Origin of the sequence: Enterobacter sp. RCC_40, from assembly GCF_041360735.1 — a bacterium.
In the GTDB taxonomy this organism is placed as follows: domain Bacteria; phylum Pseudomonadota; class Gammaproteobacteria; order Enterobacterales; family Enterobacteriaceae; genus Enterobacter; species Enterobacter ludwigii.
The window spans coordinates 23,134-49,049 of sequence record NZ_JBFUPR010000007.1 but is presented as its reverse complement, the minus strand read 5'-3'; the positions used below and the strand labels follow the sequence as shown (position 1 = coordinate 49,049).

The 25,916-nt window shown below is 57.3% G+C and carries 17 protein-coding genes and 1 other RNA gene; 5 read left to right on the top strand and 13 right to left on the bottom strand.

The genetic code is table 11. The features are described 5' to 3' along the window. Positions 1-59 precede the first annotated feature (59 nt). From AB6731_RS19370 to AB6731_RS19355, 4 genes are all read right to left on the bottom strand, one after another. Entirely contained in the window at positions 60-1,229 is a 1,170-nt protein-coding gene (locus AB6731_RS19370; protein WP_333061739.1) for an HlyD family efflux transporter periplasmic adaptor subunit, read from the bottom strand. 10 nt (positions 1,230-1,239) lie between these two features. Then, a complete protein-coding gene (locus AB6731_RS19365) occupies positions 1,240-3,438 on the bottom strand; it encodes a type I secretion system permease/ATPase (protein ID WP_219372348.1) in 2,199 nt (732 codons plus the stop codon). Further along, the gene (locus AB6731_RS19360) at positions 3,435-4,838 is read right to left on the bottom strand and encodes a TolC family outer membrane protein (protein WP_014171284.1); all 1,404 of its coding nucleotides are present in this window, start codon (positions 4,836-4,838) and stop codon (positions 3,435-3,437) included. Before AB6731_RS19360 ends, AB6731_RS19365 begins: the two co-directional genes overlap by 4 nt. Positions 4,839-4,917: 79 nt before the next feature. Continuing rightward, positions 4,918-16,092 (bottom strand): BapA/Bap/LapF family large adhesin, encoded by an 11,175-nt coding sequence (locus AB6731_RS19355; protein WP_371006678.1) that lies wholly within the window; start codon positions 16,090-16,092, stop codon positions 4,918-4,920. Positions 16,093-16,861: 769 nt separating this feature from the next. On the opposite strand from AB6731_RS19355, the gene AB6731_RS19350 reads away from it, so the two are divergent. The 3 genes from AB6731_RS19350 to AB6731_RS19340 are packed head-to-tail and all read left to right on the top strand — an operon-like array spanning position 16,862 to position 18,712. Continuing rightward, positions 16,862-17,389 (top strand): tetratricopeptide repeat protein, encoded by a 528-nt coding sequence (locus AB6731_RS19350; RefSeq protein WP_032678808.1) that lies wholly within the window; start codon positions 16,862-16,864, stop codon positions 17,387-17,389. A 7-nt stretch (positions 17,390-17,396) separates the two neighbouring features. Beyond that, positions 17,397-17,927, top strand: a complete 531-nt coding sequence (locus AB6731_RS19345) for a sigma-70 family RNA polymerase sigma factor (protein WP_080346980.1) — start codon at positions 17,397-17,399, stop codon at positions 17,925-17,927. Then, positions 17,924-18,712 (top strand): anti-sigma factor, encoded by a 789-nt coding sequence (locus tag AB6731_RS19340; RefSeq protein WP_047356646.1) that lies wholly within the window; start codon positions 17,924-17,926, stop codon positions 18,710-18,712. The genes AB6731_RS19345 and AB6731_RS19340 overlap by 4 nt, the downstream gene beginning before the upstream one ends. Here the strand turns inward: AB6731_RS19340 and AB6731_RS19335 are convergent. From AB6731_RS19335 to smpB, 7 genes are all read right to left on the bottom strand, one after another. Continuing rightward, positions 18,704-19,261, bottom strand: coding sequence for a YceI family protein (locus AB6731_RS19335; RefSeq protein ID WP_371006677.1), 558 nt, complete (start codon positions 19,259-19,261; stop codon positions 18,704-18,706). The two genes, AB6731_RS19340 and AB6731_RS19335, sit on opposite strands and share 9 nt — an antisense overlap. Before the next feature lie 68 nt (positions 19,262-19,329). Beyond that, positions 19,330-19,674, bottom strand: a complete 345-nt coding sequence (locus tag AB6731_RS19330) for a cupin domain-containing protein (protein ID WP_032680443.1) — start codon at positions 19,672-19,674, stop codon at positions 19,330-19,332. 87 nt (positions 19,675-19,761) lie between these two features. After that, the gene (locus tag AB6731_RS19325) at positions 19,762-20,118 is read right to left on the bottom strand and encodes a hypothetical protein (protein WP_014171277.1); all 357 of its coding nucleotides are present in this window, start codon (positions 20,116-20,118) and stop codon (positions 19,762-19,764) included. Between the two features lie 1,218 nt (positions 20,119-21,336). Further along, positions 21,337-21,504 (bottom strand): hypothetical protein, encoded by a 168-nt coding sequence (locus AB6731_RS19320; protein WP_226777971.1) that lies wholly within the window; start codon positions 21,502-21,504, stop codon positions 21,337-21,339. 2 nt (positions 21,505-21,506) lie between these two features. Next, positions 21,507-21,803, bottom strand: coding sequence for a hypothetical protein (locus AB6731_RS19315; protein ID WP_371006676.1), 297 nt, complete (start codon positions 21,801-21,803; stop codon positions 21,507-21,509). A gap of 65 nt (positions 21,804-21,868) precedes the next feature. Further along, positions 21,869-22,232: a transfer-messenger RNA gene (gene ssrA / locus AB6731_RS19310) on the bottom strand. An 89-nt stretch (positions 22,233-22,321) separates the two neighbouring features. Continuing rightward, on the bottom strand, positions 22,322-22,804 hold the full coding sequence (gene smpB / locus AB6731_RS19305; protein WP_008502505.1) for an SsrA-binding protein SmpB: 483 nt from the start codon (positions 22,802-22,804) through the stop codon (positions 22,322-22,324). Between the two features lie 156 nt (positions 22,805-22,960). On the opposite strand from smpB, the gene AB6731_RS19300 reads away from it, so the two are divergent. Together AB6731_RS19300 and AB6731_RS19295 are read left to right on the top strand one after the other, a co-directional pair. After that, the gene (locus tag AB6731_RS19300) at positions 22,961-23,398 is read left to right on the top strand and encodes a type II toxin-antitoxin system RatA family toxin (protein WP_024908332.1); all 438 of its coding nucleotides are present in this window, start codon (positions 22,961-22,963) and stop codon (positions 23,396-23,398) included. After that, positions 23,388-23,675 carry an RnfH family protein gene (locus AB6731_RS19295; RefSeq protein ID WP_020883907.1) on the top strand — a complete coding sequence of 96 codons (288 nt, stop codon included), beginning with the start codon at positions 23,388-23,390 and terminating at the stop codon, positions 23,673-23,675. Before AB6731_RS19300 ends, AB6731_RS19295 begins: the two co-directional genes overlap by 11 nt. A gap of 99 nt (positions 23,676-23,774) precedes the next feature. Here the strand turns inward: AB6731_RS19295 and bamE are convergent, their stop codons facing one another. Next, positions 23,775-24,113, bottom strand: a complete 339-nt coding sequence (gene bamE, locus AB6731_RS19290; RefSeq protein WP_014171256.1) for an outer membrane protein assembly factor BamE — start codon at positions 24,111-24,113, stop codon at positions 23,775-23,777. Positions 24,114-24,251: 138 nt separating this feature from the next. Beyond that, positions 24,252-25,913, bottom strand: a complete 1,662-nt coding sequence (gene recN / locus AB6731_RS19285) for a DNA repair protein RecN (protein WP_307372627.1) — start codon at positions 25,911-25,913, stop codon at positions 24,252-24,254. Positions 25,914-25,916: the final 3 nt, after the last annotated feature.

Genomic DNA, 25,916 nt, shown 5'->3' with positions numbered 1-25,916 from the left:
ATGCCATGACTCCGGCCCTCTTCCACGGGCAGAGGGCCGGACAAACAAACCGCCAGTGATTAGCGCTCTCGCAGTGCCTCTTTCGCCCGGTTGAACGGCTTGATCATGTAATCCAGTACCGTTTTCTCACCGGTTTTAATGTCCACCGTCGCAATCATCCCCGGCACGATTGAGAAGTGCCTGCCTGCTTTATTCACCAGGTAATCCTGGCTGGTGCGGATAAATACCCGGTAATAGAACACCTCCGGCTTGGCTTCGTCCTGAATGGTGTCCGGCGAAATGGTTTCAACCACGCCGTGCAGCCCTCCATAAATGGCATAATCGTAGGCGGTGATTTTTACCAGCGCTTCCTGATTCGGGTGGATAAAGGCGATATCGCGCGGGGAGAGACGGGTTTCGATCAGCAGGTGATCGTCCACCGGTACAATCTCCATCATCTCGCCGTTAGGAGGGATGACGCCACCGATGGTGGTGACTTTGATGTTTTTCACGATCCCGCGCACCGGAGATTTCACCGTTAAGCGGGTCACTGAATCCTCGCGGCCTTTGAGGATCGCCGAGACCATATCCACTTCAGCGTTGGCCTTGGATAACGCCTCGCGGGCCTGAACATAGTACTGGGATCGCACGTCGGTGAGTTTCAGCTCCAGATCGCTTTTCTGCCGCTGCAGGCGCAGTACCTCCACGTGGCTGGCGGCGCCGGTTTTCACCAGACGCTGAGTGATCGCCAGCTCCTTATTCGCAAGATCCAATGCCGCACGCAGCTCCCGCTGGGTATCTTCCAGCTGCGCACGGCGTGAGTTATAGAGCCGGGTTTCGGCGGCGGTCAGATCGGTCCACTTCGCCAGCGAAGGGGGAAATTTCAGCGGCAGATCGTTTACCTCGGCGTACAGTCGCACGCTGGAGGCCAGCGAGGCACGGTAGCGCGCCGCGCTTTCACCAACGTTAGATTCTGAACGCGTGGGATCGAGCCGCGCCAGCACTTGTCCGGCCTGCACCTGGTCACCCTCATGGACGTTCAGCTCGGTGAGGATCCCCCCGTCGAGCGACTGTAAAACCTGCTCGCGCGAACTGGGGATCACTTTGCCCGTGCCGGTTGAGACTTCATCCAGCACGCCAAACCACGCCCAGACGCCAAGTACCACGAACATCAGTAAAGAGAAGATAACAATCCGCCGCGCACCGGTGTAGCCGCTTTCTGAGTCGAGCGCATTGTCCAGGTCGTCCATTGCGGCGACGTCACGCTGACTGATTTTCATTTTTCCACTCCCTTCCGGTTGCTGCCTGCTGCTGCTGTTGTTGCATGCGGCTGTTGTTCAGTGCCTGTGCTTTCGGCGCGTCCATCACCAGCATTCCCTCTTTGAGCACCACGACCCGCTCCACCAGTTCCAGCACCGGCACGCGATGCGTGGCGACAATCAGGGTGCGGTTGCCAAGCCAGGCGCTCAGACGCTGGATAAATTCCCGCTCGGTGTGCTCATCGAGCGACGCAGTCGGTTCATCCATCAGCACAATATTGGGGTCGCGAAGCAGCATGCGCGCCAGCAGAATGGATTGCCGCTGGCCGCCGGATAACCCCACGCCGTTCTCCATAATCGGGTAGTCCAGACCCTTCGGCAGTTTCTGCACAAAGCCCGCAGCGCCGGTTAACTCCAGCACCTCGAAAATCGCCTCATCGGTGGCGCGCGGCATACCGAGGGTGATGTTTTCGCGCAGGGTGCCATAAAAGAGCCGGGCGTTCTGGGTCATAAAGCCGACGTTACGCCGGACATCGGCGACATCGAGGTGCGGGAGGCTGAAGTTATCGAGCCGCAATTCACCGCCGGCGAGATCCATTCCGCCCGCCATCGCCTGCAGCAGGGTCGATTTTCCGGCGCCGTTACGCCCGAGGATCGCCACTTTTTCACCTGGCTTAATCTCCAGACGGTTAATGCGCAGAGCCATGCGCGGATCTTCCGGGTGATAGCGGAACTGCGCCTGCTCGAAAAGATAGTGACCGCGCAGTACGTCCTGGCGGATCGGCGTCTCCTCACGCTGGTTTTCTGTGGGGAGCTGCATGATGCTGTCCAGTCCCTCTTTCGCCGCTTTGACCTGCTGCCAGCGCGCCAGCACGCCGCACAGCGTGGCCATCGGAGCGATCATGCGCGAGGCCAGCATCGAGGCGGCGACCACCGAACCGGTCGTCAGCGTGCCGTCGATCACCATCGGCGCACCGACCACGATCACCCCGGCATAGACCAGGCTCTGAATAGTCATTCCCCAGCTGATCAGGTTCTGGGTCAGTTCACGGGTGCGCAAGCCAGATTCAGCGGTGATCTGGATGTAGCTGTTCCACTGCTGCAAAAAGCGGTTTTCCGCCTGCATCAGCTTTATGTCCTCCAGCCCCTGCACGCTCTCCACCAGCACGGCGTTGCGCAGGGTGGATTCGTGCGCCGACTGCTTCGCGAGCTCTGCCAGCTTTTTCTGCAGTAGCAGACCGGGCAGGACCATGATCACCGCGGCGACCGGTGCGATCCACGCCAGTTGGGGAGCGATGATCGCCAGCACCACCACGAACAGGAAAAAGAAGGGCAGATCGACAATTGTGGAGATGGTGGAGGAGGTGACCATCTCGCGGATCTGCTCCAGCTCGCGTAGCTGGGAGATAAAGCTGCCGGTCGAGCGAGGGATAGCGCTGTTGCGCAGCCGCAGGGCGTGACCGAAGACCCGATCCGATACGCGCAGATCGGAGCGTTTGCCCAGCAGATCCATAATGTGCCCGCGTGCCACGCGCAGCACAAAGCCAAACAGGGTGGCGATCAGCACGCCGATGGTCAGGACATACAGCGTCGGGTAGGACTGCGCGGGGATCACCCGGTCATACACCTGCATGGAAAAGACAATCCCCGACAGGGACAGGACGTTAATGAACAGCGCGGCGAGCATCACCCAGCTGTAGGGGCGCAAGTCGCGCATCACCAGCCGGTAAAGCCAGTCCGGACGGTATTTCGAAATATAGGCATCCACGCGGCTGTCTTTCAGCGCGGCCAGTGGACGCAGGGCAATGACGTGGCGGATGGCGGGCAGCATGGCGGTCATCGAAAGCCGGTTGGTGTAGGTCTGATCGTCGAAAAAGCTGACCTCCAGCGTATCGTCGCCATCGAAATGTTCGATCACGCCGATCCTGCCGTCGTTCATTGCCGCCACGACCGGCAGACGCCAGCTGTTGATCGCCTGCTGATCCGCCGTCAGCAGCTGAAACGACAGCCCTGCTTCACGGGCCAGCTGAGTCAGTGCGGGCACCATCGGTTTGCCTTTTAGCCACGGCGCGCCCGCGAGCAGCGCACCGGGGGAGCAGGCGACGCGGTAGCGCGTGGCGACAAAACCAAAGGCCTGCGCCCACTGCGCCAGGGCCTCATCCGTCATGGTCTCACCTTGCGGGATATCGCGTTGCTTCATGGCTGGATCTCCACGGTCTGGATGGTGCGGTTATCAAGATCGAACGCGTGACGCAATTGCCCGGTGTTATAGAGGCAGTTGAGCTGCAGCTGGTGCAACTGTCCGAGGGTCTGCTGCTGGGTAAAACGCGCCTGATAGACCTCCTGCTCGGCGTTAAGCACATCGAGCAGCGGGCGAGAACCCAGATCCAGATATTGCTGCTGATAGAGTTCACGGGTGCGGGCGCTGAGCGCCTCCTGACGGCCCTGAATCTGCAGCGTGCTCAGCAGGCTTAATACCTGGCTGCGCGACTCCAGCAGCTTCTGGCGTACCTCGAGGCGGGTGCGCTGAATGGTGGACTGTGCGGCTTCTACCGCGTGGCCTGCGGCATTACGCCGGGCGGTGAGGCCGCCGCCCTGATAGAGCGGCATCTGCACTTTCACCCATGCAGAGTATTGGGTGCGATCCCGCGTTTCGTTACCCGCATAGCGTTCGTTCAGGTAGTGGCGCACCTCCGGCTCCAGCGAGACGGTCGGTGTCATCTGGGCGTCGGCGTAGTCGAGATTGGCCTGGGCGACGTTAGCCTGCGCCCAGGCGGCTAATACTGCCGGGACCAGACGATCGTCCGGCTCGGCAATGTCGCAGCTGCGGGCCAGCTTTTGTGGAAAATCGTTGCTGATCGTGTTGAGGGTGTTCCAGCCAAGAAAGCTCATCAACGTGGCACGGGCGCTGTCGAGGCTGGCCTGGTACTGCATCAGCTGGGCGCGCGCGCCTTCGATACGTGCATCGGTCTGCACCACGTCAGAGAGTGAGGTGGCGCCTTCGTCATTACGCTGGCGGGTGAGGGTACCAATCGAAGAGAGCGCCTCAAGCTGCTCTTTGGCGGTGTCGACCATTTGCTGCCAGGTTTGCACCTGCACCATCGCGATGGCGGTATCGTGAGCGATGGTGTCGATGCTGACCAGCACGTTGGCCTGCTGCTGGGCGACGCCGGCACTTTCCGCACGCACCTGGCTTGCCACCTTGCCAAAGTCGTACAGCATTTGTGAGAGGGAGAGGACCAGCGACGGGGTAAAGCCATTATCGTCGCCGTCATGGGTATAACCGTTATCCATGCCGGCATTAATTTGCGGATAGTATTTCGATTTGGCGACGTCCACCTCTTCGCTTTGTTGGTAGAGTTTCCCCACGGCTTCACTGATGGCCGGGTGCCAGGTGACGGCGCGGTTGACGGCTTCGCCAAGCTGCAGCGTGCCGGGGGCAGCCTTGCCGACGACAGGTGCCACGCGGCCATTCAGAGAGGGGAGTTCCTGCGTTTCACGGAGTTGTCCGGTATTGATCATCGCCGCCGGCGTCGCGGAGAGGGCGGGCACAGATATCAGGCAGCACGAGAGCCACCAGTAAGGCATCTTCATTCCCATGTCTTATCCCTAATAAAAATGTACTGCTTTATTGTTTATGCCCGGGCGCTGTGCGCCCGGGTCATTTGTGCAGGTGCTATCAGGTAACGATGTGTTGCTGGTTCACTAACTCGTCGTAGGTGGTCTGGACGTTATCCAGCGTCACGAGCGTCGTATTAGTGTAGGTGCTCCCTGAACCATCACGGTCGATGGAGATCACGGTATTGCCATTACTATTAGTAACATGCAGATAATTACCGAGCGTTGAGCTGCTCCCGTTCCAGCCCACCAGCAGATCGCCAATATCGATTTTGTCCCCCTGCGTGAGCGAGAAGTTGGTCCAGTGATCGCCGGCAGTGCTGCTGACGTTGCCCGCGGTGGCGTTGCCTGCGGTGGCGTTCAGCACCTGGTAAATCAGGGTGTCGCCGTAGGCGGTGCCGGTAATGACGTCGTTATGTTCCGAGCTGATGAACTGCGGCGCCATATTGATGGTCAGCGTGGCACTGTCTGTTTTCCCGTCGGCATCGGTCAGGGTGTAGTTGAAGGTCTCCTTCGAGGTGATGGTTGAGAGCGACACCCCGGTGTTGAGGGTGTAGGTGTAGTGGCCGTCCGCAGCAATTGCCAGCGTGCCGTAATGGCCGACAACGTTGACCGTTGCGCTGCCGGTGTACGGATCCAGCGTGGTGGTCACGCCGTTGTAGCCGGTCACGCTGAGGCGGGTATCCACCGAATGCAACTGATCCATCGCCCCGGCAGAGTCGGTGCCATCGAAGATGTTGCCGTCAACGGTGTGGCCGCTGGTAGAGTCGAACTGGGTCAGCGAGTAGGTGGTGCCGTTCACGCTTGGGGTAATGGTAATGTTCCCCACGCTGAGCCCCGGTACGCTACCGGTATAGCTCAGCGTATAGGTTCCGGCATTCAGGTCCAGCCCGGAGAGCGCGATGTCGATATTGCCACCCAACAGCGAACCGCCGCTGAAGGAGCCGCTGCGAACAACATTCGAACCGTCACTGATTGACCAGTTCACCGTCAGGCCGCCCAATGCCAGCAGCGATGCCACGTTAAAGTGCAGCGACACGTTATGCAGCGCGGTGTTCGGATCCACCACGAAGGTTCCGCTCCCGCTGCCCTGGGTTGATGACAGCAGCGCGGTTGTCCAGCTGGCCGTCCCGACGGTGGTATCCGAGTAGGTCGTCGTGTGATGCACTGAGGTGACGTCCATCGCGGTACTGACATCGTTGACCGCATCCATCGCCCGCGCGGTTGGGGTGATGTTGAGCGATGCTGTATCCTTCGCCCCGTTTGGTGCGGTGATGGTATAGACGAACGTATCCGGCGTACTGATCGCGTCAGCACCCACACCGGCTTTCAGGGTGTAGGTGTACTGTCCGGACGCATTGATGCTCAGCGTGCCGTATTCCCCCTGAATGTCGGTCAGGCCGCTGCTGTTCACCGCCACGCCGTTCACTTCTGATACCACCGCGCCGGTTGCGACATCGTTATCCAGCACATCTCCGGTGGTGGTCTCGCCCACGCTCGACACGCTGTAGACATGATCTTCCAGCACGTTCAGCGTGTAGGCGGTCAGGGCGGTGATCCCTGCAGCCGTATTCAGCAGGAAGAGGTACTCCCCGGCAGGCAGGTTCAGCGTCAGCTGAGACGAGGTACCGCCCAGCAACGGCGCACGCAGCCAGCCCGGTTCGACGCGCATCTGCTCGAAGGTCTGCGTCGCGTTATTGAACTTGTAGACATACAGGTCGAATACCGACGCCAGCGCCACACCGCCCACGGAAGCCTGAATGGTCATGGTGCGGGTGGTACCTTCCTCCACGTTATAGATGATCGGATTGCTCAGATCGTCCAGCAGGTTCAGCCCCAGCGTGTTGCCGAGATTGATCCCCACCACGGTAAAGCCGCCCTGCGACGAGGTGCCGTTATTGATTTCATGGACCGAGGTGTCAAAGGTCAGCGAGGCCGTGTCATCCACCGCCACAATACCGTTAGCGGTAGTACCGGCACCCAGCGACAGTACCAGGTTCGCCGACGCGCTGACGCCGTTATGGGTGATGGTGTAGGTGAAGCTCTCTGTCCGGCCTACGACCGAGGCGCTGGTGTCGGTCAGGTTGTAGGTGTAGCTGCCATCGCGGTTAATGGTCAGCGTACCGTACTGGCCCTGAACAACCGTGCCGTCGGCGTTCACGCTGGTGGTGACACCCAGTGCGTTGGTGACAGCAGAGACAGTAGTGCCTGCCGGTGCGTTGTCGCTGCCCGCGGTCGGGTCGGCGTCGAGAATTACGTTACCGTTCAGGCTGGTGTCGCCCGTCACGGTACCGGCGCTGGTTTCTTTCACCGCCACATCGAGGCTGGTGTAGGAGCCGGTCGCCAGCAGGTTAGTGTTATAGCTCAGCACCCGGTAGTCGCCGTTCGCCAGCCCGGTCAGGTTCAGCGATACGCCGGTGGCCCCGAGGGTCAGCAGATCGGCAAACTGGGGTTGTCCGGTATCCACGACGGTAGTCCAGGTACCGTTGACGCTGTCCCAGCGCTGTACCACCAGCTCAAGGGTATTGAGCAGGGAGAGTACCGCACCCGTGGCATTGGCGTTCACCACAATATCTGCATTGCCGCCGCTGCCCACCGTGAAGTCCACCTGAGCAGTATCATTACCCAGCAACGTGAGGACGTTGCCTACGGCACCCACCAGCAGGAAGCCATAATCACTGTACTGGCTGTTGGTGACGGTGGCCGTGGTGCTGATATCCAGCTCTTCGACGTTATTGCTGGCGGAGAGCGGGACGACCGGTGCGAGGGCTGAGCCGGGCTGCGACGTATTACCTGCGGCATCGGTGGCGGTGATCTGCAGCGTCTGACCTTCCGTCTGTTTATTGAGGAAGGTATAGCTGTAGGTGCCGTTGCTGCCCGCGATTGTGGTCACCGTGCTGCCATCGCCAAGACGGATAGAGACGGTACTGCCTGCCTCCGCGTTACCGGTCAATACGCTACCGTCAGCGTTAAAGGTTCCGGTTGGGGCCGTTGGTGCCGTCAGATCGACAATCACGCTGGTGGCGGAAGAGACCGGGCTGGTGCCCGAACTGTTCGTCGCCGTGGCGGTAAAGGCGTGGGAGCCTTCGCTTAACGCCGGGGTGGTGAAGGTCCAGTTGCCTGAACTATCTGCCACTGCCGTTCCCATCGACACGCCGTTGTTATACAGCGTGACGGTGGTGCCTGGCAGGGCTGTACCACTCAGGGTTGGCGTGGTGTCGTCAGTGGTTTTACCGTTGGTCAGGTTACCGGTGACGGTGCCGACGTTATCGTTGATGGTGGTGATAAGCGGTGCGTTCGGCACCGGCGTTGCAGGGGCAATCACCGACGTGCTGACACCTGCGTTACCCGCCTTATCGGTGGCATAGACCAGCAGTGATTCACCGTTGGTTTGGGCCGGCGTGATTGTCGCGTTAAAGTTTCCGCTGCCGTCAGCCGTCGCGGTACCGAGCACTGTTCCGGTACTGGTGGTGATGGTAACGGTGCTACCCGCTTCGGCGGTTCCGGTGACGTGCGTACCGTTGGTGATCACGGCAAGGCTTGCCGGCACGTTCGGTGCAGTCAGATCCACGGTAATGGTGGTGGTGGCCGATGGCGTACTGGTGTTGCCCGCGGTATCGGTGGCGGTGGCGGTGAAGTTATGCGTGCCTTCCGTCAGTGTGGTGGTGGTTTGCGGTAGCGTCCAGTTGCCGTTCGCATCGGCGGTGACCGTGCCGACAAGCGTCGTGCCGTCATAGATGCGCACCGTCGCGTTGGCTTCGGCGGTCCCGTTCAGCGCTGGACGCGCGTCATTAGTCGGGTTATTGCCGGTTACCGGTCCGGTGATGCTGCCGACATCATCGACAACCGCACTGATGACCGGCGCAGCTGGCGCGGCGGCATCCACGTTGATCACATAGGCGGTGGTCGGGGCGCTGGTATTGCCCGCGGCATCGGTGGCGGTAAAGGTCAGGCTGTGTGACCCGTTGCTCAGCGCCGGAGAAGGGGTAAAGCTCCATGCCCCGCCGGTCGCGACCGCGCTACCAATCTGGACGCCGTTATCGAAAATTTTCACCGTGGCGCCCGCTTCCGCCGTACCCGTGAGGGTAGGCTGCGCGTCGTTAGTCAATCCGCCATTGGCAACCGGCGTAGCCGCATTGCCCACATCATCCACAATGCTGCTCAGCACCGGCAGGGCTGGCGGCGTCGTGTCGATAGTCAGGCTAAAGGCCGCTGACGAAACGCTGGTATTACCCGCTGCATCCGTGGCCTGCGCGGTGAAGCTGTGCGCGCCCGTGGCTAAGGTGGTCGTGAGCAAGATACTCCAGTTGCCACTGGCATCCGCGGTGCCCGTTCCGACAAGCGTTGTGCCTTCGTAGATATTCACAGTCGCAAACGGCTCACTGGTCCCGACAAGCCGCGGCACGGTGTCGTCGGTCGTCTGCCCTGAACTGAGCGGGCCGGTGATGCTGCCCGCATCGTCAACGGCCTGGCTGATAACCGGCGCATTGGGTGCGCTGGTATCAACAACCAGCGTAAAGCCAGGCGAAGCCGGGCTGACGTTCCCCGCCGCGTCGGTCGCGGTCGCGGTCCAGGTATGACTGCCATTGCTCAGCGCTGATGACGGCGTAAAGCTCCATGCTCCGGTGCCATCCGCCAGCGCGGTGCCGACCGGCTGTCCGTTCTCATAGATGGTCACCGTGGCGTTGGCTGCCGCGGTGCCCGTCAACGTTGGCGTGGTGTCGTCGGTACTTTGCCCGGAAGTCAGCGGCGTCTGTACGCTGCCTGCGTTGTCTCCCGCGGTCGTGATGGCCGGTGCCGCCGGTGGTGTCGTATCCACTGTCAGGTTAAACGGTGCCGTCGTGCTGCCGGTGTTGCCAGCCGCATCGGTGGCATTGAAGGTGATGGCATGAGGCCCGTCACTCAGGGCGGTGTCAGGCGTGTAGGTCCAGTTCCCCTGAGCATTAACCACCGCGGTGCCAATCTCGTTGCCATCCACAATGATATGCACTGTGGCACCCACTTCGCCCGTACCGTTGAAGGTCGGACGCGCGTCGTTGGTGCTGTTGCCGGTAGTGAGCGTACCGGTGACCGGGCCGACGTCGTCAATCACACTACTGACCAGTGGCGCAGCAGGGCCTGCTGCATCCACGGTAAAGGCAAAGACCGACGAGTTTGCTGACGCATTGCCTGTCGCATCGGTGGCGTAGGCGCGAAGGAGATAGTTGCCGTCACCCAGCGGCGTGCTCGGGGTAAAGGTCCAGTTACCACTTCCGTCGACGGTCGCAAGGCCAATTTGCGTACCGTTATTCATGATGTGGATTGTACTGCCCGGTTGTCCGGTGCCGCCGATCGTCGGGGTGGTGTCGTTGGTGACTTGCCCGCTGGTGAGGTTGCCGGTCACGCCGCCAGGGGCATTGTCGTTAACCGTATCCAGCGTTGGAACCGTTGGCGCCGTCAGGTCAACCACGACGTTCCAGCCGTTAGACACCTGGCTGACGTTGCCCTGTGGGTCGGTGGCGGTAACGGTGAAGGCGTGAGGCCCTTCGCCGAGCGCGGTGTCAGGGGTGAACGTCCAGGCACCGGTGCCGTCAGCCGTGACCACGGCAATCTGGGTACCGCCGTCGAAAATTTTCACCACGCTGTTCGCTTCCGCCGTCCCCGAAAGGGTTGGCGTGGCGTCATTAGTCCGATCGCCGCTCACAATCGTGGTGGCAGCATTGCCCACATTATCCGTTACGTTGGTGATCGCTGGCGTGGTGGAAACCGTATCAACGACGATGGTGAAGCCTGTCGACAGACCACTTTCATTGCCCGCGGGGTCGGTCTCGCGGATGGTCAGAACGTTATTGCCCTCCGCCAGCGCAGGCGGTGTGAAGACCCAGGTCCCCGTATTGCCGACCTCTGCGGTACCCAGCAGGTTTCCGTTGCTGTAAACGGAGATGATATCGCCCACCGTGCCGGAGCCGGTAAGGGTAGGCTGGTTGTCGTTGGTGGTCTGCCCGTTGGTGAGTTGACCAGTGCCAGGGCCGACATCATCAATCACTGAGCCAATGGTCGGCGTGTCCGGTGCGGTGAGGTCAACGGTGACGGTTGCAACCGGCGAGCGGCCGCTGGTCGAGAGCCCGACCGTCGCGGTTACTTCAAAGGTGTGCAGCCCTTCACCCAGCGCAATCAGTGGGGTATAGCTCCAGTTACCGTCCGCATCAGCAATCACGTTGATCAGCGGAACCGCGATGCCGTCCTGGTAGATGGTGATAATGCTGCCCGCTTCGGCCGTACCCACGAGTGTCGGGGTAATGTCGTTGGTGGTTTTGTCTTTCACGTCGCCGGTGACAGGGGGTTCATCATCGTTAATCGCCGTAATGATGGGCACATCCGGAAGATTCGGCAGCGTACCGGTGACGGTGTAGGATGCCTCAGGACTGAGGTTGCCCGCGGCATCGGTCGCGGTCACCGTCAGCACAGCGCCATCCGTTTGGGCTGGGCTGAGCGCGATGGAGAAGGTGCCACCGGTGGCTACGCCTGTACCGAGAACATTACCATTGTTATCGGTTACAGTGATGGTAGCCCCCGCTTCGGCGGTGCCGGTCAATGGAGTACCTTGAGCGGCTATGCCAGTAACCGCGGGAGCAGCCGGATCCAGAGTATCGACGTTAACGCTAAGCGGTGCAGAGTTACCGGACGTATTGCCGGCCGGATCGACCGCGGAGACGGTGAAGGTATGCGGGCCTTCCGTCAGCGTGCTGTCGGCGGTCCAGCTCCAGTTGCCGTCCGACTGTACCGTTACCGGCACTGTGGATGCTGTACCGTCTACGGAGACGATAACGGTGGTACCCGGTTCGCCGGTGCCCGTGAGGGTCGGCGTGCCATCACGGGTATAAAGCACATTGCTTGTGAGCTGGCTGTCAGACACCGCGTTAATCAGCGGGATTTCTGGCGCAGTGGTATCAACGGTGACGGTGAAGACCGGGCTGAGGCCGCTGACGTTACCTGCAGCATCGACTGCCGCAACGGTGATGTTGAGTGGGCCATCAGTCTGGGTCGGAAGATCGAGAGACCACTCGCCATTGCTGCCCACTTCGACGCGTCCTACCTCAACGCCATTGTTATAGACGATGACCGTTTCGCCCGCAGGGCCGGTACCGCCCACACCGGGGGTAGTATCCGTGGTAACACCACCGTCTGGCTTACCGCCAACGGCGCTAATGACAGGCGTATCAGGTGCCACGGTATCAACGGTGATAGTGATCCCCGGTGACGCCGCCGAAACGTTACCGGCTTCGTCGGTGGCGGTGGCGGTAAATTCGTGGCTTCCCTCATCAATGCTGGCGTCAGGGCGCCAGCTCCAGTTGCCGTTGCTGTCTACGGTGACGCGACCCACTTCGGTAGCAGGCTGACCATTAATGCTGTCATAAATAATAACCACATCGTTCGCTGTGCCGGTGCCGCTCAGGACCGGACGCGGATCGTTCGTGGTTTCCCCGTCGGCAACCGGTCCGGTTATCTGGCTGACGCTGTCCGTAATCACCGGTGCTGCTGGCGTAGCTGGCGGGTCGGTGTCAATGGTGATGGTCACCGGCTGGGACGGGGCGCTTTCGTTGCCCGCGCCGTCCTTGTTGGTGACGGTCAGGGTGATGTCGTAGGTACCGTTGGCCAGTGGGGTATCCGGTGTCCATGTCCAGTTACCGTTGCTGTCCACCTCGGCGTCACCAATTTTGTCGGTGCCGTTGTAGATAGTCACGGTATCGCCCGGATTGCCGGTGCCGCTCAGCGTCGGCGTGGTATCGCGGGTGGTCTCTCCCGGGTTCAGCGGGGTTTCTGTTGTGCCGCCGTCAGGGTTCACGGTGATTTCTGGCGTCTCCGGCGTGGCGGGTGCCACGGTATCGACCACCAGCACAAACGGGCTGGAGACGGTCGTATTCCCGGCGGTATCGGTCGCATGAACCGTCAGAGAGTGCGAGCCGTTGGTGAGCGGGGTGGTAGGGGTGAAGCTCCAGCCGCCGGTACCGTCGAGTGTGGCGGTACCGAGCAGGGTATTGCCATCATAAAGCGTAATAACCGTACCTGCCGGCGCGCTGCCCTGCAGCAACGGTTGCGTGTCATCCGTGGTGTCGCCGCTGGTGAGCGGGCCCTGAACGTCACCGACGTCATCGGTTACGGTTGTGATGGTCGCCGCCGGTGGCGGGGTGATATCGACCGTAAAGGTGAAGCCGCCTGACGGCAGGCTGATGTTACCTGCCGTGTCGGTGGTGACGGCGGTGAGGGTATGCTCACCGTTACCAATCGGTGTGCCTGGCGTAAATGTCCACGCGCCGCCGCTACCGACCAGCGCGGTGCCGATATCAACACCGTCCAGACGAATAGTGACCGTTGAGCCCGGTTCGGCAGTGCCGTTGAGTGTCGGGGTTGGATCGTTCGTAATGGCACCTGCGGTGAGCGCACCTGTGCTTCCCTGAACATCGTCCACCACTTGCGAAATTACCGGTACTTCGGGTGCAGTACCGTCGACAGTGATACTCCAGGCATTTGATGGCCCGCTTGGGTTACCGGCGGCGTCAACTGCCGTTGCCGTCAGCACGTGGCCGCCATCAGCAAGCGGCGAGGATGGCGTGATGCTCCATACGCCAGATGCCGGAACGAGTACCGTGCCGATGACCGTGCCGCCGCTGGAGAGCGTGATGGTTGTGCCAGGCTCGCCCGTTCCGTTTATGGTTGGTGTCCGGTCATTAGTGAGCCCGTTCTGGGCGACAGGGCCCGTAGTGGCAGAGGCATCGTCGTCCACTGAAACGATAACCGGCGTTTGCGCGGCGGTAATATCCGGCGCAATGGCAGGCGTTGTTGGCCCGGTATTGCCGGCGGGATCGGTGGCATCTGCGGTCAGGGTTTCACCGTTGGCTTTTGGTGGGGTCAGCGTGACGGTGAAGCTGCCGTCGTCATTGGCTTTCGCCTCACCAACCGTGACGCCATTTTCACGGATGGTCACGGTGCTGCCAGGCTCTGCGGTACCTGTCACTTTGGTACCGTCATCTGAGACAACAACGTTATCCGGAGCCAGTGGCGCCGTGGTATCTGGTGCATCGGCTGTAGCGGGCAGGCTGGCGTTACCGCTGCCGTCGGTTGCCACGACCGTCAGCACTTCACCGTTGGTCTGTGCAGGACTAATAACCGCCGTAAAGGTGCCATCGCTGTTGGCGGTGGTTTCACCGATGACCGCGCCGTTAGGATCTTTAATGGTGACGGTGCTGCCTGGCTCCGCCGTGCCGCTGACGCTCTGGCCGTTTTCTGCCACCTGAAGGTTGCCGGGGGCGACAGGAGGGGTTGTGTCCGTAGCCGTGACGGTCGCAGGTGTGCTCTGGTTACCTGCAGCATCAGACGCCACCACGGAGATCTGCTGGCCGTTAGTTTGCGCCGGTGTTAACGTGGCAACGAAGTTGCCGTTGCCGTCCGTTGTCGTCCGGCCAATTATGGTGCCGTCGCTGCTGGTGATGACAATGCTGCTGTTTGGCTCGGCAGTGCCGGTAATCTGCGTGCCTGCCGGATTAAGCGTGATGTCGGGCGTTTCCGGCGGCGTGGTATCGACAATGAAGTTGATTGGCTGCGACAACCCACTCTGGTTCCCGGCAGCGTCGGTGACCTGCACCGTTATTGAGTGAGCCCCCTCCGACAGCGGTTTGTCCGGTGTGATGCTCCAGGTGCCGTTGGGCTGAACTTTAACGGTCGCAATGGGCACGCCGTTATCAAAAATCGTAATTGTCCCACCGGGCTCTCCTCTCCCTGCAAGAACAGGTTTAGCGGCATCAGTGAACAGGCCAGAGGTAATTGCGCCTTTGATGGCACCCGTTTCATCGTTCAGCACGATGGCGGTTGGCGCAGTTGGTGCGGTGAGATCGATGGTAACGGTGAACACCGGGGAAGCCGGTCCGGTGTTACCGGCGGCGTCGGTTGCCCGGACGGTGAGCTGATGCGTGCTTTCGCTGAGATTGATCGAAGGGGTAAACGTCCAGGTGCCGTTGCTGGCAACGACAGCGGTGCCAATCGCGATCCCGCCATCATAAATGGTGACCGTAGATCCGGCTTCCGCGGTGCCGGTAAGCTGTGGTCGCTGATCGTTGGTGCTACCACCGTTACTGACCGAGCCGGTGACCGGATTGGTATCGTCTGACACGAGCGTGATGGCTGGCGCTGTGGGGGCGACGGTATCCACCACAAAGGTCACGGCGCCGGAGGCTGGGCTGGTGTTACCTGCCGCGTCGGTCGCGGTGGTGGTAATGGAATGGCTTCCGTTAGCGAGATTTGTACCCGGGGTAAAGGTCCAGTTTCCGCTGGCATCAACCTTGGTCGTGCCAATCGGCTGACCATTATCGTACAGGGTGATGGTACTGCCTGCTTCGCCGATGCCGCTGAAGGTGGGGCGGGCATCATCGGTACGCTGACCGTTAGTCAGCGGTCCGGTTTCTCCGCCAACGTCGTCATTCACAATTACGATATCGGGCGCATCGGGTGCGGTGGTATCCGGTGCTGTAACATGGCCGGCCTGGCTGGTATTGCCTGATGAGTCGGTTGCTGTGGCGGTAAGTTGCTCGCCATTCGTCAGCGGTGTGCCCAGAACAATGGTGAATTTGCCGTCGCTACCGGTTTTACCCGTGCCGACCAGATTGCCGTCCGCGTCTTTCAGCGTAATCGTACTGCCGGGTTCAGCAGTACCTGTGACAGTTTTACCATCTGAGGAGAATTGAAGGTTGGAAGGCGCATTTGGCGGTGTGGTATCCGGATCGGAAGGATTGCCCGGCGTGCCGGGGTTCGTATTGTCATCATCATCGTCGCCACCCCCTCCGCCGCCGCTGCTTGCCGCGACAGCGATCCCGCCTGCGACAGCAAGACCACCGAGTACCCATGGCCAGATGGCTGCGCCACCGGTATCACCGCCTGAGGCCGCCAGTAATACGTCCGTGGAGGCGATAGATTCGTAGGTAGCAGCCCCGGTAGGATCTTCAATCCACCACAGCGCACCGTCACTCTCTTCCAGGACGAGCTGACTCACCCCCTCCGCGTCGGTGACGTAGAAATTCTTCAGGGTAATGACCTCGCCAGAATGCAGCGTGACCACCAGATCGTTACCACTGCGGGCGAAGTGGGAGACATCGGCTCGCTCTACATGAAGCTCAACGATAGAGGAATGGCTCAGCGTAACCTGTGTGCCTTCCGTGGTAGTTTCCACGCCAGTGAGTTTCGATATAACAGAGATTTGGCTCATTTAGGTATTACTCCAGCAGAGTTGTCGTGAACGGCGTGCAAGATGCGCCATCTTTGCGGAAGGTAAAGCACGCCCCCGGCGGAGTTGCTGTTATTTACGCAGCACTCACCGTTATTTTTTTTAGAGCGAACGATGCCCGCCATAATCCAGAGTGGCAACATCAGAGCGAATCTAATTACTCATGAGAGAGAATGTCGTTTATTTGTATTTTTGTGTTGTATAAAACCCTGTAATTAATAGAGGTATTGGTTTTGACGATATAAAAATGATATAGCCAGAAAAGTCTGAATGTGCAAATTAAGCATCTGTAAACACTGTGTGAAGCGTTGAAGGGGGCATTAATTCATAGCTGGCTATTATAATTTAAAAAAAGATAACTTGTTGTATTTATTGTATTTTTATTTGTTTGTAAATTGCGGTGTTTTATCATTTGCCATGAATAAATATTTAGCAGGGGACTTTTTATAGGATGGCGTTAAACGCTATTGTTTATGCCAGCTTAATGTGCGTTTAAGTTAGGGTAACGTTTTTGATATAACATATATTATGTTGGTAATTAATTAAAAATATATTCTTGTGCGGTGCCGGGATTCTGCTATTGAGAGAAAAATAATAACTAACAGGGAGTAAAGATAAAATATCCCGCTCAACATTTAATGGGGATACGACGTCAACATGATTCTGAGAAAAAAAAGAGGGGCCCGGGAATGAATAAAATGCACCGCTCACACGTTTACTGACGTCATTCCCATTCACCCTGGAGCCTTTTATGAACACCACCTCTGTGCGTTTGATCCCGGTGCTGATTTTTTCCCTGTTGTCTCCTCTCGCGCTGGCGATGGGCGATAATAGTACCGAGAGCAAAACACCCGACTGTCCGTCCGGACAGGTGTATGACAGTGCAACTCAGAAATGTGTGCCCGATAAGAGCAGCAGCCTTAGCGATCAGGACAAAACCAACTATGCCTATCACCTTGCTAAAAAAGGCGAGTACCAGGCGGCGCTGAACCTTCTTGATTCGCTAAAAAATAACAACACGGCTGAAGCATGGAACTATCGCGGGTATGCCACCCGCAAACTGGGTCGTACGGATGAAGGTATCGGTTACTACCAGCGTGCGCTGGCTATCGCCCCGGATTATGCCAAAGCCCGTGAATACCTGGGCGAGGCGTGGATGGTCAAGGGACGTCCGGATCTGGCCAAAGAGCAACTGAAAGTGATTGCCGGTATTTGCGGCCAGTCCTGTGAAGAGTACCGTGACCTGCAGGCTGCCATTAACGGACATCCGGAATCCTGATTTTCTCGTGGAGGGAAAACACATCGCTACCCGTGAGGTTCGCCAACAGTTAGCCGCACACCTCTCACGTCTCTGGCGTTATGGGCTGGTGTTGTCGCGAAACAGGGATGTCGCCGAAGAGCTGGTTCAGTCCACCTGCGTCCGCGCGCTTGAAAAAAGCAGTCAGTACATGCCCGGTACGCGTATCGACAGATGGCTGTTTGCGATATTGCACTCCATCTGGATCTCTGAGCTTCGGGCACGCCATGTTCGTCAGGGGCAGGGGTTTGTCGCCAGCGACGAGCTTCTGGCACCGGATACCCGTGAACAGGATGAGACGCACCTGCATTACCTGAAGGTGATGCAGCGCGTCAACGCGCTCCCGGAAGCCCAGCGCAACACGGTTTTTTTGGTGTATGTCGAAGGCTTTACCTATCAGGAAGCCGCGAACACCCTGGCGGTGCCGATCGGTACCGTAATGAGCCGACTGGCGACGGCACGGGCAACGCTGGCAGCGTCTGCCGATGCCTTGCCCCCGGTTAAGGAGAAACGCTCTTGAACGCGCACCGTTTTACAGCGCCCTATAACGATGAGGCTATCGTGGCATGGATAGATGGCGAGATGTGTCATGCCGACGCGCAAAAATTTGAAGAAGAGTTGAGACGTGACGAGCGCCTCTCCGGGCGGACCGCCGAGTTAATGAAAAGCAATGCGGATTACCCCGGCGCGTTTGCCGCTATGCTGGATGATGCTCCTCTGGAGAAGATGCAGGCCCGGCTGGCGGAACTGCCCGATCCGAAGCCCGCTACCCCGGCTGGCGTAAGCCGGCGCGCACTCATTGCCGCATCGGTCAGTTTCCTGGTGGTCGGTTCCGGCGTGGGATATGGGTTGCGACCCGCTTTCGCACCTTCCGATGAAAACGCCCATATTCGTGACCTCGAAGCGCAATACATGTCGCTTTACAGCGTCGAGACATTGCTGGATATGGACAGCGCGCCGCATGTTCTGCAGCGTGGGCTGGAACGGGCAGCGCAGGATATCGGCCTGCAACTTCAGGCGTCACAGCTTATCCTGCATGGAGCAGAGCTTAAAATGGTCCGCATGCTGCGCTATGAAACCACCTCTATCGCGCAAATAGCCTGGATAAATGCCGACTACGGCCCAATGGCGCTGTGTATCTCCCCGGCAGAGCAGACAACGACAGCCGCTCAACAGGAACAGCGGCACGACATGAACCTGGTGTGGTGGCAGAAAGCGGGATATCAGTTTGTGCTGATCGGCCGCAACCCGCTCCCACAGTTGCGGGGCAGTGCAGAGCAGCTGCAAAGCCTGATTTCAGGATGACGGGATACCGTTAGCCTGAATCGCAATGGCAATGGCAATCCTGTTATCAACGACCAGCGCAAATTTATCCATGCCGTAGGCCGCGCGCGAAATGGTTGTTGTCGCATCCAGCGTAAGGACCGGCGCGTGCGGATCTTTCACGACGGCGTCCAGAATGACCGGGCGGGCAATGTCGCGTACGATCAATGTTCCGAACACCCTGAACGTTCCTGAACCCTGAGCGACCACGCGTGAGCTGATAAATTCGATAACAGGATAACGTTCAGATTCAAAAAACATGTCGCTTTTCAGTTGCCAGGTGAGCAGGCTGTTTGAGGCAACCAGGGTAGCCACGGGAAGGGTGACATGAATATGGTCATCGATATCCTTATCCGGGTTAAGCGTTACGGAACCCGTGACGCCACTGAATCTGGCCCAGGAGAGGATCCCCCCGAAGGCGTGCCAGGATAACCGAATGGCGGTGTTTTCAGTATCAATGGTATAGCTCTGCGGGGCGGCCTGCGCCAGCGGACAGAGCAACACGAACAGAATAACCAGGCGTCGCAGCATCTCAGGATCTCTTTAGGGGTGGCAAGGCGTTAACGCGCAACCCCGGGGATCTATTCGGCTTTTAGGCGTCAGGACGTCTTAATAATATCCACCGAGATCTCGACGGCGGTTACCGGACCCCGGTTTTCCAGCCAGTGGACCGTGTTGTGATCTTCCGGCCAGCCGACACCGGGACCGTAATCAGTCGCAATACCGTGACGATGATCGGTGATGGTACCTTCAAGGATAAATACGGTGCCGGGTCTGTCGATATGATTATGCACCGGACCAAAGACCGCGCCGGGAGCGAGAGTGACCCTGCGCATGCGAAGCTGGCGCCCGGCCATGCCCGCTATTTCCGGACCCAGATCGACGACGGAGAGTAATTCAACGGTAACGCCCTGGGTTTCAGGTGCGGTGTGTTCGCTGTTCATGATGGAGTCCCCCTGAGACAAGTTTAGTCTGCAGGAAGCAGGGCAGGAGGGAATAAAAAAGGCCGCGTCTGCGGCCTTTCGAAGGGATTACTCAGTGACTTTCTTTTCCAGCTCGCTGGCACCTTCTTTGGTTTTATTCCAGCCTTTCTCAGCACCTTCTTTGGTGGCATCCCACCCTTTCTCGGTGCCTTCTTTGGTTTTATGCCAGGCTTTCTGGGAATCTTCGCTGACCTTGCTGCCTAAGTTTTCGGTTTTACCCTCTGCAGCATGCTTCTGTTTCAGCTTCAGCTCTTCGCCTTTATTCTGCTCTTCGTGCAGTTTTTGCTTCGCGTCGTTGGCGTTTGCCTTCGCCGCAGCGACGGTATCGTCAGTTGCATGTGTGGTCGCAGCAAATACTGGGGAAGCCAGCAGAACGGCAGATAATGCGATAATTGTTTTTTTCATAATATCCTCATTTAACGTTATCGGTTATGAGCGTGATTCAGCATGGCACAGACGAAGCGGCGTGGCTTTAGGAAAAAACTGTAATGTTATTTTGGCGTTATACCGTGAAGCGTATTTAGTTACGCAGAGGGATTAATTATTTTCAGGATCAATGCCGTGTACCAGGGGCGTGCATATCCATATTACTGTTAGCTTTTGGCCATGAGTAAAGTTAATTAACTCACTGAGCTTCGCAAAATATATTTTGACTCTTACTGCTTGTTGGGGAGAGTTCGCAGAACAGTTTCACGCTGTCGTTCCTGGAATAGCCTGAAAAAGGCCCGCCAAAGCGTCGGGAGGTGTAAATATCGCGTTTTTGTCCCTGAGGGTCGATTGTTGTCAGTGTCCAGCTACTCAGGCGATCTTGCGGTCCGACGGGTATAAAAACATGCCAGTCTCCCTGCGGTACGAAAGAAAAATACCCGTTATTATCCGTTTGTGTCGTGGCTATTTGTCGGTCGAATTCCACTAACGAAACGGTTACCCGGGGCAGCGGTTTCCCTGCGTTATTCAATGTGCCCTCAATACGAGGGGAGGGATAATCATGGTAAACGCAGCCGCTGAGCAAAAACGTGAGAGCCACGATAGCCTGGCTTACGATGCGGTTTGAGGACGCTGTCATGGGTGCGAATCCTTTTGCGGTCAGGTGTTTTTCGGTGGCGTGAATGCAGTATACGCGGGTGGTGTAATTTCGGAACTGTAGATTCTGTTAAGGATGTTGATTTACTGAGTTTTTCCAGACTTATGCCTGGATAAATTGAGCGTGTGAATAGACACTGGCACCTCCAGGAGAATGTAGCTTTACGAGCTACATAATAAGAGGTCTTGTCGTTGCCTTTACAATGTTAACGTACTGACGTTGCGCTTTGCAGAAAGTCGCATCAACGAACTTTCTCTGGCGCAGGAGTGGCTGAAATCGTCATGTATTTTTTCAGGCCAGCCTCTCGTTTTACACCTTGGGCTCTGAACCAAAAGGAAGCCTTAAGCGCGGGGAGTCGACGTTGTTCACTGTCCAGAAAAAATTACCAATGAATCTGAAATTGATACTAGCTACTGTAACGGATAATACCTCAAAACTTCTCGTAGAATACTCATTACCCAAACGGACGATTTCTTTAACGCCATCCTTAACATCGATAAGAGCAATTGTCAGTGACTCCTCGAAAATAATGTCATCCGTTAAAAAAAGATATAGCGATGATCATTAACCTGAACAGCTGCTTCCAGTATTTGCCCTGGTACAATAATGTCTGTGCTATTGCCATTGATCACTACGTTAGGCTGCGCCTGGGATAAATCTGTCGCTTCCTGACCCTTTACCAGAGATATTGAATTAACCTGTTGCATAATCAATTCCACACACTACCCATCTCCGATACTGCAAGAGCACCGCCGACAAAACCACCAATAAGTACACAAACAGGTGCATCTGGCCCACACATCAATCCCACCATTGCGCCGCCTGCGGCGTTTATCGCTATTTGCCGCCCCGATTCTGAGATCTTATCCTCAGCGGTATAAATTTCGTAAACAGAAATTGCAATCGAGAGCACGACGAGCCCTTTTCCTAAACGCGAGAGCTGCATCAATTTCTCTGGATTAAGCTGGTTGCCCTCGGACAACGACAGACACAAAAAAGCCCGCATGGCTTGTGCCGTGCGGGCTCTCAGGACTTCATCGGATGACTCTGGTAATCATCGATGGAGAATTTTGGTGGAGCTGGCGGGAGTTGAACCCGCGTCCGAAATTTCTACATCCTCGGTACTACATGCTTAGTTTGTCTTTACATTCGCACGCCAGCTGCGAACAAACACGCCACTAACGTACTAGCCTGATTAGTTTTAACGCTTCAACCCCAGGCAGGGCTTCCACGCGATCTCTTTTGGGTTTGACCTCTCTTGAATCCCCGTCTTAAGAGCGGAAGCTAGGGAGAGAGGGCTCAGAGCAGGTTATTAAGCTGCTAAAGCGTAGTTTTCGTCGTTTGCGACTATTTTTTTGCGGCTTTTTACGAGGCAAACCGCCCCTCGGCATGCACCTTGGGTTTCGCAAATCCCGTCGAATCCAGAATCAGCCCCAATAGTGTTGAACTGAGTATACCAGATTTTAGATCCTGGATACCAGCCCGGAACGCTAACTTATTGAATAGTACAATAAGTGCGCAGAATCAACGTCCTGCGTTTTTCATAATACGTGCTTTGTCGAGCTGCCATTCGCGCTCTTTCAGATCGGTACGTTTGTCGTGCTGTTTTTTACCCTTCGCGACGCCAACTTTCACTTTGCACCAGGCATTTTTCCAGTACAGCGACAGGGCAACCACGGTGAAGCCTTCACGGTTAATGCGCCCATAAAGGGACTCCAGTTCGCGCTTGTTCAACAGCAGCTTACGGGTACGCGTTGGGTCACACACGTAGTGTGACGAGGCGACGGTCAGCGGCGTGAAGTTGGCACCGAACAGGAAGGCTTCGCCATCTTTCAGGATCACATAGCTATCACCGATGTTGGCTTTCCCGGCGCGCAGCGATTTTACTTCCCAGCCCTGCAATGCAAGGCCAGCTTCGAATTCTTCTTCAATAAAATACTCGTGGCGAGCACGCTTGTTGAGCGCAATGGTCGCCGAGCCTGGTTTATGTGCTTTTTTCTTCGTCATAAGTATCGTAAAGCCATCGGTAATCTGATTTCAAAAAGTCACCTCATTGCGTCCTGTGAGGTCTAACGCGCTATATTAGCACGAGATGAGGCTTAGCGTTTTTTTAACAGGTGATAAATGTTATTATTTGTCGGTTGTGTGACCATGGGAAATGCTATGCCTCAGATTAGCCGTACTGCGCTTGTTCCATACAGCGCGGAACAAATGTATCAGTTAGTGAACGACGTTCAGTCTTATCCAGAATTTATTCCGGGATGTACCGGGAGCCGCGTGCTGGAGTCTGGCCCGACGCAGATGACGGCGGCGGTCGATGTCTCCAAAGCGGGGATCAGCAAGACGTTCACCACCCGCAATACGCTGACGAGCAATCAGAGTATTTTGATGCATCTGGTAGATGGTCCGTTTAAAACCCTGATGGGTGGCTGGAAGTTTACCCCCCTCAGCGCTGATGCCTGTCGCATCGAGTTCCAGCTGGACTTTGAGTTTACCAATAAACTGATTGAGCTGGCGTTTGGCCGCATCTTTAAAGAGCTGGCCTCGAATATGGTTCAGGCGTTCACGACCCGCGCCAAAGAGGTTTACAGTGTCGCATAAGATAGCTGTCGAGGTGGTGTATGCGCTGCCGGAGAAGCAATATCTGCAGCGTGTGATGCTGGACGAAGGTGCGACCGTTGAGGCGGCTATTCGCGCTTCTGGCATCCTTGAGCTTCGTCGTGACATCGACCTGGCGAAAAATAAAGTCGGCATTTACAGCCGTCCGGTCAAACTGGCTGATGTGGTGAATGAGGGTGACAGGGTCGAAATTTATCGCCCGCTGATTGCCGACCCGAAAGAGCTGCGTCGTCAGCGTGCGGAGAAATCGGGTAAGTAGTTCGCTCTTCACCTTAAGCCTGATCTCAAAGGGGCGAGGGGGATGAAGGAAAACAAAAAAGGTGCTCATTGAGCACCTTTTTGCATCTCTGACACCTGATTATTTGGTCAGGGCAGGCTTGTTGTCGATGTTGGTCAACACACCGGCGCTGCTGAAGGTCAGCGTCAGGGTCTGCTGGGACGCGTCTTCATGGCCCGGCTGCTGACGGAATACATAGAACCAGGTGTTTGTGCCGAACGGATCGGACATCATTGGGGTTCCAAGTGCATAAGCGACCTGCTGTTGTGTCATCCCCACACGGATTTTGGACACATCGTTAGGGGTAAGGTAGTTCCCCTGGTTGATATCAGGACGGTAAACCACTTTCTCCAGAGTGGAACAGCCTGCGGTCAACATCAGAAGAACCGCTGCGGCAGCGGTCAGCATTTTACAACGCATAGTGATTTGATTCCTTTTCGGGCCCGAGCAGAACGCGGCTCATATGTTATATGCCGATGATAATAGACCTTGCCCCACTTTGAAACCGGTCTGGCGGCGTTTTTGTTGTTCTCTATGACCCTGAGATCCCGAAAAAGTTTATGCCGCCAGCAGTTCTTTCGCGTTCGCGAGCGTATTTCGCGTGACTTCACTGCCGCCCAGCAGGCGTGCCAGCTCCTGCAGACGTGCGCGTTTATCCAGTGGCTTCATGTGCGTTTCCGTCATTTCACCGTCAGTTTCTTTGCTGACGATAAAGTGATGATGACCACACCCGGCCACCTGCGGCAGGTGGGTAACACACATGACCTGCGTTGATTCACCCAACTGGCGCAACAGTTTGCCGACGACCGCCGCCGTAGGGCCGCTGATCCCCACATCCACTTCATCGAAAATCAGCGCCGGGGTTTCCATTTTACGTGCGGTAATCACCTGAATCGCCAGCGCGATACGCGACAGTTCACCGCCGGAAGCCACTTTAGAGATGGGCTGCAACGGCTGCCCCGGGTTGGTGGTGACGCGGAATTCGATACGGTCCGCACCTTCCGCCGTCAGATGGTTCTCTTCGAAACGGACATCGATGGTGAATACGCCGTGCGGCATCGCCAGCGTGTGCATGCTGTCGGTGATGTGCTGGCTCAGTTCCTGGGCGTAATGTTGACGGATCTCATGCAGCTGTTTCGCCGTCGTCAGCGCCTGTTCATGGTGCAGGTTCACCGCCAGTGACAGGGTTTCCAGCGAGTCAGCCTGATCGTCAAGCTGCTGTTGTTCATCAACCAGAGACTGATAGTAGCCAGGCAGCTCCTCTGGCGTAACGTGGTGCTTACGCGCCAGCGAGATCTGACGGGAGATGCGTTGCTCCAGTTCAAACAGACGGTTCGGGTCGAGATCCAGACGTTCACAGTAGTGGCGCAGTTCGTCACTGGCTTCTGAAATCTGAATCGCGGCCTCTTCCAGCATATCCAGTACGCCAGAGAGTTTGCTGTCCATGCCGGCCAGCTCGGTGATGAGCTGACGAACATTATACAGCTGGCTCTGCAGGTTCACGTCTTCACCGTCAGCCAGCATGTTAAGGGCATTCTGGCTGGTTGAGAGCAGGTGACCGCTGTTAGCCAGGCGCTTGTACTCTTCGTCGATAAGCTCAAATTCACCCGCCTGCGGGCTAAATTCGTTGAGTTCTTTAAGCTGGTATTCCAGAAGCTCAGCGCGGGCGGCACGCTCCTGGCTTTGCTGCTGGTGCTGGGCAAGCTCACGGCAGCTTTGATGCCACTGGCGATAGTGCTCCGCCATGCGCTGAGTAAGTGCGTACTCACCAGCATAGCCATCAAGCAGCGCTTTCTGCTGCTCCGGTTTAATGAGTTGCTGGTGCGCGTGCTGGCCGTGGATCTGAATGAGTAACTGGCCGAGCTCGCGAAGCTGGGAAAGCGGGACTGCAGTGCCGTTGATAAAGCCGCGGGAACGACCATCGCTGCTGATAACGCGACGAAGTAAACACTCACGTCCGTCTTCCAGCTGGTTCTCTTCGAGCCAGCGCAGGGCGGCAGGGGTATCTTTCAGGGAGAAGCGAGCGCAGAGATCGGCACGGTTTGCGCCCCTGCGCACCATGTCACCTTCTGCACGGCCGCCGAGGCACAAGCCGAGGGCATCTATGGCAATGGATTTACCCGCACCGGTTTCCCCGGTGATCGCCGTCATGCCGCTGTGGAAATCGATCTCAAGCTCACGAACTATGGCAAAGTTGCTGATGGTCAGTTGTGCCAGCATAAT